Below are 13786 nucleotides of genomic sequence, written 5' to 3' on the forward strand. Positions count from 1 at the left end.
ACTCTAGCCGATCCCCGCTCCGAAAAGCGAATCCGGCCGCAATCCCTGAAAACAGGCACACCGAATAAACCCTGAGCCGGAACGCATCGAAAAGACGACGACGCGCCTCGGCCCGTAACCGGGAAGAGGTGGTGTTTCAGAGGATTGGCCGCTCCGGGACCGTCCGCGCAGACGCGTGTCCGGTGCTCCCTGCCGAGCGACTAGAGAACACTACGCCCATTCGGGGGCGAAGGCAAACGGCTCACTCGGACGATGCGGGTGCAGACCGCGCGGCCGGCCTTCACGTACTCGCCGTTGGGGTGGTCGTTGCCGGTGACCCGGTCGCGGGCGGCGGCCTCGTCGCGGCCGCCGGCGCGGTGGCGGCCGAGCAGGCGGGCCTCGCGGACGGCGTCGTCGGTCTCGATGTACCAGAGCTCGCGGCACAGGCGCCGGGCCTCCGGCCATGGGTGGTCGGCGGCGGCGAGGTAGTTGCCCTCGGTGATGACGAGACGGGTGTGCGGGTGGACCACGTGCCGGGCGGCCACCGGTTCGTCGAGGTCGCGGTCGAAGTCGGGGACGTAGATGTCCTGGAAGCGCTCGCCGGCGACCCGGCGCAGCAGGGCGATGTAGCCGTGGGCGTCGAAGGTGGCGGGCGCGCCCTTGCGGTGGCCGAGGCCGAGGCGGTCGAGCTGGGCGGCGGAGAGGTGGAAGCCGTCCAGTGGGAGGTAGGCGGCGCTGCCCGGGCCCTCTCTGCGTTCGGCCTCGGCGACGAGGTACCGGGCCAGGGTGGACTTGCCGGCGCCGGGCGGGCCGGCGAGTCCGAGGATGGTGCGGGCGTCGCTGCCGGGGCCGCGCAGCAGGCCGAGGGCGAGGGCGGTGAGGCTGTCCGCGTCGAGGTCGGCCACGGTGGATGGCGCCGTGGAGCGGTCCGCGTTCATGGGCGCACCCTATTCAGCGTTCGGCGAGGGCGGGAAGGTCCAGGGTGAGGGTGCCTGCGTCGGCGTCGAGCAGGGCGGGGACGCCGAGCGGGACGGTCAGGGTGGAGGGGCAGTGGCCGAAGCCCAGTTCCCAGACGACCGGTACGCCGAGGGGTCCGAGGCGGTCGAGCATCACGTCGCGGACCCGGTCGAGCGGGCCGCAGCCCTCCCAGGAGCCGAGGGCGATGCCGGTGACGCCGTCGAAGGCGCCGGAGCGCAGCAGCTGGGTGAGGAGGCGGTCGAGCTGGTAGGGGTGCTCGTTGACGTCCTCCAGGAGCAGGATGCTGCCGGCGTAGGAGGGGCGGGCGGCGGGGGTGCCGCGTTCGGCGGCGAGGACGTGGGCGCAGCCGCCCGCGGTGGTGCCGCGGGCCCGGCCGGGGACGAGGGCGGTGGCGGTGGCCGAGGTGAGGACCGTGGTGGCGGCGGGGTCGAAGAGGGTGCGGCGCAGGTGTTCGGCGGTGGGGCCGTCCTCGATGAAGGCGGCCGTGGCGCTCATGGGTCCGTAGAGGGTGGCGAGGCCGAGGCGCTGGGCGAAGGCCTCGTGCAGGGAGGAGACGTCGCTGAAGCCGATCAGGACCTTGGGCGGGACGGCGCGCAGGGCGTCCCAGTCGAGGAGGTCGACCATGCGGTGCACGCCGTAGCCGCCGCGGGCGCACATGACGGCGTTGACGGTGGGGTCGAGCCAGGCGGTCCGGAGGTCGGCGGCGCGGTCGGCGTCGGTGCCGGCGAGGTGGCCGAGGACGGGGTGGGTGTCGAGGACGTGCGGGGCGACGGTGACGCGCAGGTCCCAGGAGCGCAGGAGGGCGGTGCCGGCCGCGAGGCGCTGGGGGTCGATGGGGCCGCTGGTGGCGACCACCGCGACGTGGTCGCCGGGGCGCAGGTGCGGCGGGCGGGTCAGTCCTCGGCCGGGGGTGGTCGGGTGGTGGTCCATGGCCGGGTTCCTTCCGGGGCGTGGTCGCGGCGGCGGGGTGGTCTCGGGGCCGGCGTGCGACCGGCCCCGAGAGGTTATGCCCCTGACGCGTTCACAGCGATCCCATGACCTCGCGCACTTCGGTGAGGGTGGCGTCGGCGATCGCGTTGGCGCGTTCGTTCCCGGCGCGCAGGACGTCGCGGAGGTGGCCGCGGTCGGCGGCGAGTTCGGCGCGGCGGGCGCGGATCGGGCGGAAGTGCTCGTTGACGGCCTCGGTGACGGTGCGCTTGAGCGCGGCGGCGCCGCCGTCGCCGATCTCCTCGGCGACCTCCTCGGGTACGCGGTCCTGGCAGAGGGCGGCGAGCAGGACGAGGTTGGAGACCTCGGGGCGGGCCGCGGGGTCGTAGGTGATGCGGCGGTCGGTGTCGGTCTTCGCGCCCTTGAGGAGCCGCGCGGTGGTGTCCTCGTCGGCGCCGAGCGGGATGGAGTTGCCGCGGCTCTTGCTCATCTTGCCGCCGTCGGTGCCGAGCAGCAGCGGGGCGGCGTCCAGCAGGGCCCGGGGGCGGGGGAAGACGGTGGTGCCGTCGGGGTGCGGGTAGCGCTCGTTGAACCGGCGGGCGACCGTGCGGGTGACTTCCAGGTGGGGCAGCTGGTCCTTGCCGACGGGGACCAGGTCGGCCTTGCAGAAGAGGATGTCGGCGGCCTGGTGGACGGGGTAGGTGAGCATCAGGCCGTTGACGGCGGCCTGGCTGGAGTGGGCGATCTCGTCCTTGACGGTGGGGTTGCGGTGGAGTTCGGCGACGCTGACCAGGCTGAGGAAGGGCAGCAGCAGCTGGTTGAGGGCGGGGACGGCGCTGTGGGTGAAGATCGTGGCGCGGTCGGGGTCGATGCCGGTGGCGAGGTAGTCGAGGACGAGGTTCTCGGTGTGCTCGGCGAGGCGGTCGGCGACGTCCCGGTCGGTGATGACCTGGTAGTCGGGGATGACCAGGAACATCTCGACGCCCAGGCGCTGGAGGCGGACGCGGTTGCGCAGGCTGCCGAAGTAGTGGCCGAGGTGGAGCGGGCCGGTGGGGCGGTCGCCGGTGAGGACGCGGTGGGCGGCCGGGTCGGCGCGGACGCTCTCGTCGAGGGCGTCGAAGCCGGCGAGGTCTGCGGGGTCGGCGGGGTCGGCCGGGTCGACGGGGTCGGCGACAGCGGTGGTGGTGGTCGTGGTCACGGGGCTTCTCCTCGGTACGGCGGTGGTGGCGGCCGTCCGGGGCTCGGGGCCCGTCCCGTCGGAGAAACGCAGCAGGGCCGTCCATCCCGGACGGCCCTGGTCAGGCGTGGCTGGTGGCCGTCCTAGGACGGCCACCAGTCGAGACCTGCGAAGCGCTTCATGGGTTCGAGGATAGCGGGTGCCCGCCCGGGCCCGCCGTTGGGTTCCCCGGTCGCCGTCAGTCCTCGACGACGAGGGCGGGCGTGTCCTTGCGGAGCGTCTCGCCGCGGAAGAACGCGGGCCGGTAGATGCCGTACACGAGCATCAGGACCGCGCCGAGCAGCAGGATGCCGACGCCGATGACGAACACAGAGCCGATGCCGAACACGGCGCCGCTGCCGTAGCCCGGGTCCCAGGCGTCGGTGAGGGTCTGCAGGAAGACACCGCTGAGCAGGACGCCGCCGAGCAGCGGGGCGACGCCCTTGACGAGGAGGTCGCGCAGGCTGTCGCGGAGCGAGCGGCGGAAGTACCAGACGCAGGCGAAGGCGGTCAGCGCGTAGTAGAAGCAGATCATCAGGCCGAGGGCCAGGATGGTGTCCTGGACGACGTTCTCGCTGATCACGCTCATGCCGACGTAGAAGGCGGCGGTGGCGATGCCCGCGGCGACGGTGGCGAAGCCCGGGGTGCGGTGGCGCGGGTGGACGGTGCCGAAGCGCGGCGGCACGGCCCGGTAGGCGCTCATCGCGAGCAGGGTGCGGGCGACCGGGATGAAGGTGGTCTGCAGGCTGGCGGCGGCGCTGGCGACGACGGCCACGAAGAGCAGGATGCTCCACGGCGAGCCGAGCACCGGGCGGGCCAGGGCGGCGAAGACGTTGTCGGCGGTGTCGGGGTTGCCGAGGCCGGTGCCGGTGGTGCCGACTCCGGCGAACATCTGGGCGGCGATGGCGACCAGCAGGTAGGAGCCGACCAGGGTGACCATCGAGATCATCGCGGCGCGGCCCGGGGTCTTGGCGCTGCCGCTGGTCTCCTCGTTCATGGTGAGGCAGGTGTCCCAGCCCCAGTACATGAAGATCGACAGGGACAGGCCGGCGGTGAACGCGCTGAACGAGCTCACTTCGAGCGGGTTGAGCCAGGAGGCGGAGAAGCCGATCGAGTCGGGCAGGTCGCCGGCGGCGGCCTTGGCGATGGCGATGCCGGAGAACAGCAGCAGGACGGCGAGCTGCAGGCCGACCAGGCTGTACTGGAACCACTTGGTGGCGGTCATTCCGCGATAGCTCATCGCGGTGGCGGCGGCGATCAGCACGACGACGGTGGCCAGGTGGGCGGCCTTGTTGTCGCTGAGGTCGGCGACGGCGCCGCTGCCGGTCATCTCGCCGAGCATCAGGTACAGGAAGTCGGTGGCCACCCCGGCGAGGTTGGACAGCACGATGATCGTGGCGACCGTCAGGCCCCAGCCTGCCATCCAGCCGACCCGGGGGCCGAAGGCCTTGACCGTCCAGGTGAAGGACGTGCCGCAGTCCGGGAAGTCCTTGTTCAGTTCCTTGTACGCGAAGGCGACGAGCAGCATCGGCAGGAAGCCGGCCAGGAAGACCGCGGGCATCTGGACGCCGACGGCCGTGACGGTCGGACCCAGCGTCGCGGTCAGGCAGTAGACCGGGGCGACCGTGGAGACGCCCAGGACCACGCTGCTCAGCAGGCCGACGGAGTTGCCCCGTAGACCCTTGTCCCCCGCTGCCCCCGTCGCCCCCGCCGCACCCGGACCGGTGCCGGGGGCTCCACCAGTGGCGCCACTGACCGGGGCACCCTGCGGAGCGGCGGGCGCCGTTGCCCGGCCGCTGCTTCCGTGCTCTGAGAGCTGCTGATCAAACACCAGCGCACCCTAGGTGCGGGTACCGAAGGTTGAGTAGCCCAACCTCGGGTGATCTGAGCCACTCCCTTCGATTTGCCTGAGAGTGGCCAACCGTCGCCCGGTGATGCATGGGTTGTTAAGGCGTGTACCTTTATTTCTAAGGGTCGTTACCGAATTGATTTGCCGGGTATGTCACGGTTTGTGATGTTTCCGGACCCGAATCCGCCCTGGTCGGGCGGTGCGGCGGGAAACGCGCCGGATCCGTCGGATAGGTTTGCCTCACCTAACCCCGACTTGTCCGTGAAGGAGTGCCGCGTGTCCCCCACCTCCGGCCGCCCGACCGCCCCCCGTCCCACCCGCCGCACGCTGCTCACCGCGGCCCTCACCGGCGGAGCCGTGCTCGGCCTCGGCGGCATGCTCACCGCCTGCGGCAGCTCGGACGGGTCCGGTTCCGGCGGCTCCGGCGCTTCCGGCGGCGCGACGGCCAAGCCGTCCGGCGGCTCCACGCCGGACCAGAAGTCGGTCAAGCAGGGCGGCGACGACTACGCCACCGTGATCGAGAAGATGAAGGGCTTCGGCACCGACGCCGCCCCCGGCGTCTACCCCCGGACCATCAAGCACGCGATGGGCGAGACCGTCATCCCCGCCAAGCCGGTCCGGGTCGTGGTCCTCGACACCGGCGAGCTCGACAACGTCGTCTCGCTCGGCATCCAGCCGGTCGGCGTCGTCCACACCGAGGGCTCCAAGTCGATGCCGTCCTACCTCAAGGACAAGGCCGGCAGCCCCGCCAACGTCGGCACCATCAACAGCCTCAACCTGGAGGCCATCGCCGCGCTCAAGCCCGACCTGATCCTCGGCAGCCAGCTGCGCGCCCAGGACCAGTACGAGCAGCTGTCCAAGATCGCGCCGACCGTCTTCTCGCTGCGCCCCGGCTACCCGTGGAAGCAGAACTTCCTGCTCAACGCGACCCCGTTCGGTCTGGAGGCGGAGGCCAAGTCCCAGCTGGACGCCTACCAGGCGGCCGCCGCGGCGATCGGCGCCGGGCTCGGCGACAAGAAGCCGACCATCACGCCGCTGCGCTTCATGCCCGGCAAGACCCGGCTCTACGCGGAGCTGTCCTTCATCGGCACCATCCTCATCGACGCGCAGCTGCCGCAGCCCAAGATCATGCAGGTCAAGGAGCTCGCGGTGGAGATCAGCCCGGAGCAGATCGACAAGGCGGACGCCGACTGGGTCTTCTACGGCGTCTACGGCACGCCCAGCTCCACCAACCAGGACGCGGTGCTCGGCGGGGCGCTGTGGAAGACGCTCGGCGCGGTCAAGTCCGGTCAGGCCCGTCCGGTGCCGGACGAGACCTGGTTCCTCGGTCTCGGCGTGGCCGCGGCCAACGTCGTCCTGGCCGACCTCAAGGGCTTCGTCGCGGCCGGCGCCTGACCGGCGGCCCGGGGGGGGCGGCCCGGGCCGAGGGGGCGTCAGGACGTGGGGCGGGCGGGACGGATGGGACGGATGGGACGGAACGGCGGCGCCGGGCGCACGAGGCGGAAACGCGCTTGGAGCAGGCCGTCCGGTGCGGGAGGATCGACGGCACCGAACCCCGAAGGGCCCGTGCCAATGACCACGCTCGACCAGACCACCGCCGACCGGCCCCCGTCGGCCACGCCGCTCGTGCCACTCGTGCCGCTCGCCCCGTCGGCGCCCTCGCGCCCCGAGGGGGCGGCGGGCGTGGCGTCCGCGGCGAGCGTGGCGTCCGCGGCGAGCGCCGCTGCGGACGGTGACGTGACCGCCGCTCCGGCGGGCGGTGCGACCCGCTGCTCGATCGCGGCGGCGGGGGCGGACGGCCGGGCCGGCGGCGCGGCCTGCGTCCTGCCGGGCGGGTCCGTGCCTCGGCCGCGCGGCGACGACGCCGGTAGCGGCCCCGGCCGGTCCGGCGGGCCGGACGGCCGTCCGGGTGACGGTTCGAGTGGCCGTCCGAGTGACCGTCCGAGTGATCGTTTCAGCGGCGGTTCGAGTGACGGCCCGGACGGCGGTGCCGCCGGCGGCGAGGGCTTCGTCCGGCTCCAGCAGCCGCCGGTCGCCCAGGACCGGACCGTTCCCGTGCTGCGGGCGGCCCGGGAGGAGCTGCGCACCGTCGTCACCCGGCGCCCGGCGCCCTCGCGCCGACTGCGCCGGATGCACCCGCAGGCGGGCGGCACCGTCCGCTCCGACGCCGCGCGCACCGGCCCGGTGCCGGCGGCGGACCTGCCGACCGTCCCCGCGCCGCGTACCGGCGACGACGGTCCGACCGGTACGGGTACCGGCATCGGTGCGCGGTCGGCGGCCGGTGGCGAGGCGCCGCTGGGCGTCCTGATCGGGGGCGCCTCGAACCTGCCGGAGACGGCCGCACGCCCCGGGCCCGCCGGGACGTCCGGGCGTCCCGAGGAGCGGCCGGCCGTCCGGACCGCCGCCGAACTCGTCCGGCTCGGGCGGGGCACCTGTCTGGTGGTGCTGCCCGCCTGGCGGCCCGCGATCGCCGTGTCGGTGCCGACCGAGCACCTGTTGAGTGCCACCGGGCTCGCCTACGAGCGACTGGCCGGGGCGCAGCTCTCCGTCGTGATCAACCCCGGTGCGCTGCACGACCGGGAACTGGAGCCGCGCGACTGGCAGGCCGGCCCGCCCGGTCGCGCCGGCCGGCGCGGCGGACGCCGGCCTGCCTGAGGGGGTCCGGCTGCTCAGGAACGGGTGGGCTGTTCGGAAGCAGGCTGTTCGGGGGCGGGCCGTTCGGGGGCGGGCCGGGCGTTCGGGATGTAGCCGAGGTCGACGGGCTCGGGTACGAGGCGTTCGGTGAGCCAGCCCTCCCGTACGGCTGCCAGCAGGTCGGGCAGCCGGGGCGGCCAGAGGGCGTCCGCGTTCTCGTCGGCGAGGTCCTCCGGTGTCCACCAGCGCCAGTCGAGGATCTTGTCTGCGGCGTGCATCGCGCTGACGTCGCCGACCGGGCCGCGGTGCGGGCCGCTGGTGAGGTAGATGTGCTCGTGCTGGCGGACGGGCGTGCCGTGCCAGGTGAAGTCGTGCTCCCAGGTGCAGAGCAGCGGGCCGGGTTCGAGGTCGGACCAGCCGGTCTCCTCCCAGAGTTCGCGACGCGCCCCCGTCCACGGTGACTCGCCGGCCTCGATGCCACCGCCCGGCATGGTCCAGTGCACTCCGACCTCGCTGTTGTCCGAGCGCAGGAGGAAGACGGAGCCCCGTTCGTCCAGGACGACCGTGCGGGCCGCCTGCCGCGGGATCCTTCGCGCGTTGCGCCACAGGTTTCGCATCGGGTCACTCTCGCAGCGGGCCGCTCCGGGCGTCGAGCGGATTCCACCGGACGCGGTCGGACGCGGTCGGGCGCGGTCGGCGGGGCTTCGCGGCGGGCTGCCGGACGGGTGCCCGGGCGGGCGCGTCCGGGCGGGTCGAGGCCTGTGACGTCGGGGTTTTGACGGCCCGCCGATCGGTGGGTGGCCTTACCCTGACGCCCATGCCCGCACCCGCCTTTCTCCTCCCCGCCCATCCGCTGGACCCCCGCCGGATCGACCCGCAGTTCGCCTGGGAGGCCAGGCTGTTGCGCGATCTGGGCGGCGAGCACCATCTGGTCGACCATGACGCGCTGCTCGCCGGGGACGCCCATGCGGCCGTCCGCGGCGTGCCGGCGGGGCGCGGGGCGTTCTGGTACCGGGGGTGGATGCTCCCCTCGCACCGCTACGCGGAGTTCGCCGCCGCCCTGTCGGAGCGCGGCGGGCTGCTGCTGACGACTCCGCCCGGGTACGCCTCGGCGCACGAACTGCCGGGCTGGTACGAGGTGTTCGAGGGCGCCACGCCGCCGAGCGTCTGGCTGCCGCTGGCGGGCGCCGGGACCGGGGGCGGGGCCGGGGCCGGTGGTGTGGAGCCGCCCGGTGCGGAACGGCTGGCGTCGGCCGTCGCCCGGCTCGGCGGGCGGGGGCCGGCGATCGTCAAGGACTACGTGAAGTCCCGCAAGCACGAGTGGGACGAGGCCTGTTACATCCCGGAACTGGCGGACCTGCCGGCGGTGGAGCGGGTGGTCGCGCGGTTCGTGGAATTGCAGGCAGAGCACCTGGCGGGCGGTGTGGTGCTGCGGCGGTTCGAGGAGTTCACCCGGGTGGGGTGGGACACCCGTGGCGGCCCGTCCGGCGACGGTTCCGACGGCCCCGGTGATTCCGATGACTCCCATGACACCCATGGCTCCGAGGGGTCCGATGGGTCCGAGGGGTCCAGCGGGTCTGCTGGGTCCGACGGCATCCCGGACGGGCGGCGGCGGGCGGTGGAGGCCCGGGTGTGGTGGCTGGACGGCGAGCCGGTGCTGGTCGGGCCGCATCCGGACCTGCCCGGCTGCCCGGCCGCTCCCGACCTGTCCCTGGTCCGGCCGTTGGTGCGGGCGCTGGGCTGCCGGTTCGTCACCACCGACCTCGCCGAACGGGCCGACGGTTCCGGATGGCGGGTGGTCGAGGTCGGGGACGGGCAGGTGAGCGAGCTGCCCCGGGGCATCGATCCCTCGGCGTTGCTGATCGCGCTGCTCGCGGCGTGACCGGGCGGGCCTGACGGGGCGGCGGGCCTGTTCGAACACCCGCCGCCCGGTGGTCGGGCTATCCGACGACCATGTCCGCGGCCGGTACGGGAGCGGCACCGCTCCCGCCGTGGCCCTCCGCCACGAACGCCTGCCAGAGCCGGGTGTAGGCCCCGCCCCGGGCGAGCAGTTCGGTGTGCGTGCCGTCCTCGACCACCCGGCCGTGGTCCAGGACCACGACCCGGTCGGCGCGCTCCGCCGTGGTCAGCCGGTGCGCGATGACCAGCGTGGTGCGACCGCCGCTGAGCCGGTCCGCGGCGTGGTTGACCGCCGCCTCGGTGGCCAGGTCGAGGGCCGCGGTGGCCTCGTCCAGCAGCAGGATGTCCGGGTCGACCAGTTCCGCCCGGGCCAGTGCGATCAGCTGGCGCTGGCCCGCCGAGAGGTTGCGTCCCCGGCCCGCGACCTCGTGGTCGTAGCCGCCCGACAGCCGGACGATCATGTCGTGCGCGCCGACCGCCCGGGCCGCCGCCTCCACCTCGGCCGCCGAGGCGCCGGGCCGGCCGTAGGCGATCGCCTCGCGGACCGTCCCGGCGAACAGGTAGGCCTCCTGCGGCACCACGCCGAGCCGGTGCCGGTACTCGGCGAGGTCGTAGCGGGTCAGGTCCACGCCGTCGACCCGCACGGTGCCGGCCGTCGCGTCGTAGAACCGGGCGACCAGCTTGACCAGCGTCGACTTGCCGGCCCCCGTCTCGCCGACCAGCGCCACCGTCTGCCCGGCGGGGATCCGCAGGCTGACGTCGGTGAGCACGTCCGGGGCGCCGTCCGCGCCGCCGTTGTAGGCGAAGCCGACGCGGTCGAACTCGATCTCGCCGCGCAGTCCGGCCGGGACCGGCACCGGGTCGGCGGCCTGGGCGGTGCTGGTGGGGGTGCGCAGCAGTTCGCGGATCCGGCCGAGGCCCACCGCCGCCTGCTGGTAGCCGTCGAACACCTGGGAGAGCTGGTTGACAGGGGCGAAGAACAGGTCGATGTAGAGCAGGTACGCCACCAGCGCGCCGACGGTGAGCGTCCCGGCGTCCACCCGCGACGCGCCGACGATCAGCACCAGCGCGGCGGCGACGCTGGAGAGGAACTGCACGAACGGGAAGTAGAGCGAGATGTAGAGCTGGGCCCGGACGCGGGCGTCCCGGTAGGCCATGCCCCGGGCGACGAAGCGGTCCGTGTTGGTGTCCAGCCGGCGGAACGCCTGGACGATCCGCATGCCGGCCACGTTCTCCTGGAGGTCGGCGTTGACCGTGCTGATGAGGTCCCGGGAGATCTCGTACTGGACCTTGGACTTCCGGCGGAAGACCAGGGTCGCCACCACCAGCAGCGGCAGCACCGCGAAGACCGCCAGGGCGAGTCCGGCGTCGATCACCAGCAGGGCCGCGAGGATGCCGAGGAAGGTCAGCAGGCTGACCACGGCGGTGACCACGCCGGTCTGCAGGAAGGAGGTGAGCGAGTCCAGGTCGGTGGTCATCCGGGTCATGATCCGGCCGGACAGCTCGCGCTCGTAGTAGTCGAGGCCGAGCCGGTTGAGGTGGGCGAAGATCTTGAGCCGGAGCGTGTAGAGCACCCGTTCGCCGGTGCGGCCGCTGACCCGGTTCTCGGCGCTCTGCACCGCCCAGTCCAGCAGGACGACCGCCAGCGCGGCGAGCGAGGCGACGGTGATGCCGGTCATCACGCCCTTGCTGACGCCGTCGTCGATGCCGTGCCGGATCAGGATCGGCAGGACCAGGGCGGCGCCCGCGTCCAGGGCGACCAGCAGCAGCGCGAGGGCGAGCGGTGCGCGGAAGGGGCGCAGCAGGCGGCGGAGGCTGAAGTCGGCGTCTCCGCGCTCGGCCTCGGTGCGGGGGATCGCCGGGGTGTCGGTGGCCGGCGGGAGGGCGGTGACCTTGGCGAGCAGGTCGGGGGCAGCGGTGCGGGCCGCCTTGGCCAGGGCCGGGGTGGGCATCGCGGGGCGCGCGGGCGGCGCGGCGGGCTCCTCCGCCCGAGCGGCCGGGTCCTGTGCCTTCGCCGGGTCCGGTGCGCTCGCCGGATCCTGCGCGTCCGTCGGGTCCGGTGCGTCCGTCGGGTCCGGTGCGCTTGCCGGGTCCGCCGGCTTCGGCGCGGCGGGAGCGCGGCCGGCCTCGGGGTCGGTGATCAGGGCCCGGTACTGGGGACATCGGGCTTCGAGTTCCTCGTGCGTGCCGAGGTCCAGCAGCCGGCCCCGGTCCAGGACGGCGATCCGGTCGGCCAGTTGGAGGGTGGAGCGGCGGTGGGCGATCAGCAGCGTGGTGCGGCCGGCCATGACCGAGCGCAGCGCGTCGTGGATCTCCGCCTCGATCTGCGGGTCGACCGCCGAGGTGGCGTCGTCGAGGAGCAGGATGCGGGGGTCGGTGAGGATCGCCCGGGCCAGGGCTATGCGCTGGCGCTGGCCGCCGGAGAGGGTCAGGCCCTGCTCGCCGACCTTGGTCTCGTAGCCGTCGGGCAGGGCCCGGACGAACTCGTCGGCCTGGGCGGCGCGGGCGGCGGCGACGATCTGCTCGTCGGTGGCGTCGGGGCGCCCGTAGGCGATGTTGGTGCGGACGGTCTCGGAGAAGAGGAAGCTCTCCTCGGGCACGGTGCCGATGGCCGCCCGGACCGAGTCCAGGGTGAGGTCGCGCAGGTCGTGGCCGTAGAGGCGGACGGCGCCGGCGGCCGGGTCGTAGAAGCGCGGCACCAACTGGGCGACGGTGGACTTGCCCGAGCCGGAGGCGCCGACCAGGGCCAGGGTCTCGCCGGGCGCGAGGCGCAGGCTGAGGCCGTGCAGGACGGGCGCCGGGTGCTCGGGGTCGTAGCGGAAGCCGACCTGGTCGAACTCCAGTGCCACCTCGGTGGTGAGCGGGCCGACCACGCGGGGGCCGGGGGCGCCGGCCTGGGCGCCGGCGGCGGGCGCGGTGTCGGGGGCGGCGGTGGAGGCGGGCGAGGGCGCGGCGGCCGGGTCCAGGGCGAGGTCGAGGGTGAGGTCGAGGGTGACGGCGTCCGGGCGCTCCTGGACCAGCGGGCGCTCGTCGATCAGCTGGAGCACGCGCTCGACACCGGCCCGGGCCTGCTGGCCGACCGTGATGACCATGGTCAGCATCCGGACCGGGCCGGTCATCTGGGCGACGTAGGTGGAGAAGGCGACGAAGGTGCCGAGCGAGACCCGGCCGTCGACCGCCAGCCAGCCGCCGAAGGCCAGCACCGCCACCTGGGCGAGCGCGGGGATCGCCTGCATGGCGGGGTTGTAGCGGCTGTTGAGCCGGATCGAGCGGAGCCGGGCCGCGAAGAGGTGGCGCGAGGCCGCCTCCAGCTTGTCCAGCTCCTGCGCCTCCTGGCCGAAGCCCTTGACCACCCGGACGCCGCCGATCGACTCGTCGACCACGCCGGCGACGGCGGCGGCCTCCTGCTGGGCGGCCCAGGTGGAGGGGAAGAGCCGCTTGCGGCTGAGCGTCGAGACCCACCACAGCGCCGGGGCCATGACCAGGGCGACCAGGGTGAGCGGCGGCGAGAGCCAGATCATCACGCCGAGCGACATGGCGAACATGATCAGGTAGCCGGTCATCATCGGGAGCATCGAGAGCAGCCCGTTGACCAGTTGGAGGTCGGAGGTCGCGCGGCCGACGACCTGGCCGGTGTCCAGGCGGTCCTGGCGGTGGCCGTCGAGTCTGCCGAGCGAGCGGAAGAGGTCGGCGCGCAGGTCGTGCTGGACGTCGACGGCCAACTGCCCGCCGTAGTAGCGGCGGACCTGGGTGCAGCCGAACACCACGGCGGCGGCCAGCAGCAGGGCCACCGCCCACGGGGCGAGCGGGCGGGTGTGGGCGGTGATGACGTCGTCGATGATCACCTTGGTGACCAGGGGCACCAGGGCGGTGACGGCCATGCCGAGGAGCGAGGCGCCGAAGGCCAGCAGCACGCTGCGCCGGGAGCGCCAGCAGTAGCCGAGCAGCCGCCGGAGCCAGCCCGCGCCGTCGTCGCCGGCGCCTTCTCCGTGGTGGCCGCGGCCTTTGCCGGTGGTGCTGGTGGTGCCGGTGTCGGTCGTGGGGTCCGGGGCCGGTCGGGCGTGCCCGTCCCCGGGCCCGGCCGGGGTGCCGGTTCGGGTGCCGCTCGGGGAAAGCTCCACCGTAGATCCGTGAGTCTCAGGCATATTTAGGGATGCTAACCATTCCGTCGGGTGGCCGCCATGGAGTTTCAGGCCAGGGCGAGCCGGGGATCCCGGCCCGACGGTGGGGGCAACAGCCCACAACCAGCACTGATTCCCGGCGGACCGGACCGGCGCGCCCGCTACCAGGGTCGCCGACGGGGC

At 73.7% G+C, this 13786-nt stretch carries 9 protein-coding genes; 3 read left to right on the forward strand and 6 right to left on the reverse strand.

Translation table 11 applies throughout. From position 1 onward, the window contains the following. Positions 1-200: 200 nt before the first annotated feature. The 4 genes from ACFZBX_RS12460 to ACFZBX_RS12475 form a co-directional block, all read right to left on the reverse strand. A complete protein-coding gene (locus ACFZBX_RS12460) occupies positions 201-917 on the reverse strand; it encodes a nucleoside/nucleotide kinase family protein (protein ID WP_391533403.1) in 717 nt (238 codons plus the stop codon). A 13-nt stretch (positions 918-930) separates the two neighbouring features. Further along, the gene (locus tag ACFZBX_RS12465; RefSeq protein ID WP_391533405.1) at positions 931-1887 is read right to left on the reverse strand and encodes an LD-carboxypeptidase; all 957 of its coding nucleotides are present in this window, start codon (positions 1885-1887) and stop codon (positions 931-933) included. 91 nt (positions 1888-1978) lie between these two features. Continuing rightward, the gene (gene trpS, locus ACFZBX_RS12470) at positions 1979-3082 is read right to left on the reverse strand and encodes a tryptophan--tRNA ligase (RefSeq protein WP_391533406.1); all 1104 of its coding nucleotides are present in this window, start codon (positions 3080-3082) and stop codon (positions 1979-1981) included. Between the two features lie 217 nt (positions 3083-3299). Then, complete coding sequence (locus ACFZBX_RS12475; protein WP_391533407.1) at positions 3300-4931, reverse strand: APC family permease; 1632 nt, start codon at positions 4929-4931, stop codon at positions 3300-3302. A gap of 393 nt (positions 4932-5324) precedes the next feature. Here ACFZBX_RS12475 and ACFZBX_RS12480 point away from each other — a divergent pair, with 393 nt between their 5' ends. Both ACFZBX_RS12480 and ACFZBX_RS12485 read left to right on the forward strand, forming a co-directional pair. Continuing rightward, positions 5325-6344 carry an ABC transporter substrate-binding protein gene (locus ACFZBX_RS12480; RefSeq protein WP_391533720.1) on the forward strand — a complete coding sequence of 340 codons (1020 nt, stop codon included), beginning with the start codon at positions 5325-5327 and terminating at the stop codon, positions 6342-6344. A gap of 177 nt (positions 6345-6521) precedes the next feature. Then, positions 6522-7604 carry a hypothetical protein gene (locus ACFZBX_RS12485; protein WP_391533409.1) on the forward strand — a complete coding sequence of 361 codons (1083 nt, stop codon included), beginning with the start codon at positions 6522-6524 and terminating at the stop codon, positions 7602-7604. A 14-nt stretch (positions 7605-7618) separates the two neighbouring features. Here ACFZBX_RS12485 and ACFZBX_RS12490 read toward each other — a convergent pair whose 3' ends face one another. Continuing rightward, positions 7619-8200 carry an NUDIX hydrolase gene (locus ACFZBX_RS12490; protein ID WP_391533411.1) on the reverse strand — a complete coding sequence of 194 codons (582 nt, stop codon included), beginning with the start codon at positions 8198-8200 and terminating at the stop codon, positions 7619-7621. 200 nt (positions 8201-8400) lie between these two features. On the opposite strand from ACFZBX_RS12490, the gene ACFZBX_RS12495 reads away from it, so the two are divergent. Then, complete coding sequence (locus ACFZBX_RS12495; protein ID WP_391533413.1) at positions 8401-9465, forward strand: ATP-grasp domain-containing protein; 1065 nt, start codon at positions 8401-8403, stop codon at positions 9463-9465. A gap of 58 nt (positions 9466-9523) precedes the next feature. Here ACFZBX_RS12495 and ACFZBX_RS12500 read toward each other — a convergent pair whose 3' ends face one another. Further along, entirely contained in the window at positions 9524-13627 is a 4104-nt protein-coding gene (locus tag ACFZBX_RS12500; protein WP_391533415.1) for an ABC transporter ATP-binding protein, read from the reverse strand. Between the last annotated feature and the right edge of the window lie 159 nt (positions 13628-13786).

The sequence above is a fragment of the Kitasatospora sp. NPDC008115 genome (genome assembly GCF_042957205.1).
Classification (GTDB): domain Bacteria; phylum Actinomycetota; class Actinomycetes; order Streptomycetales; family Streptomycetaceae; genus Kitasatospora.

Bases quoted from the DNA above. Each gene is read 5' to 3' on its own strand.
- ACFZBX_RS12460 (WP_391533403.1), bottom strand. From the start codon at position 917: ATGAACGCGGACCGCTCCACGGCGCCATCCACCGTGGCCGACCTCGAC.
- ACFZBX_RS12480 (WP_391533720.1), top strand. From the start codon at position 5,325: ATGCTCACCGCCTGCGGCAGCTCGGACGGGTCCGGTTCCGGCGGCTCC.
- ACFZBX_RS12490 (WP_391533411.1), bottom strand. From the start codon at position 8,200: ATGCGAAACCTGTGGCGCAACGCGCGAAGGATCCCGCGGCAGGCGGCC.
- ACFZBX_RS12465 (WP_391533405.1), bottom strand. From the start codon at position 1,887: ATGGACCACCACCCGACCACCCCCGGCCGAGGACTGACCCGCCCGCCG.
- ACFZBX_RS12495 (WP_391533413.1), top strand. From the start codon at position 8,401: ATGCCCGCACCCGCCTTTCTCCTCCCCGCCCATCCGCTGGACCCCCGC.
- ACFZBX_RS12485 (WP_391533409.1), top strand. From the start codon at position 6,522: ATGACCACGCTCGACCAGACCACCGCCGACCGGCCCCCGTCGGCCACG.
- ACFZBX_RS12500 (WP_391533415.1), bottom strand. From the start codon at position 13,627: ATGCCTGAGACTCACGGATCTACGGTGGAGCTTTCCCCGAGCGGCACC.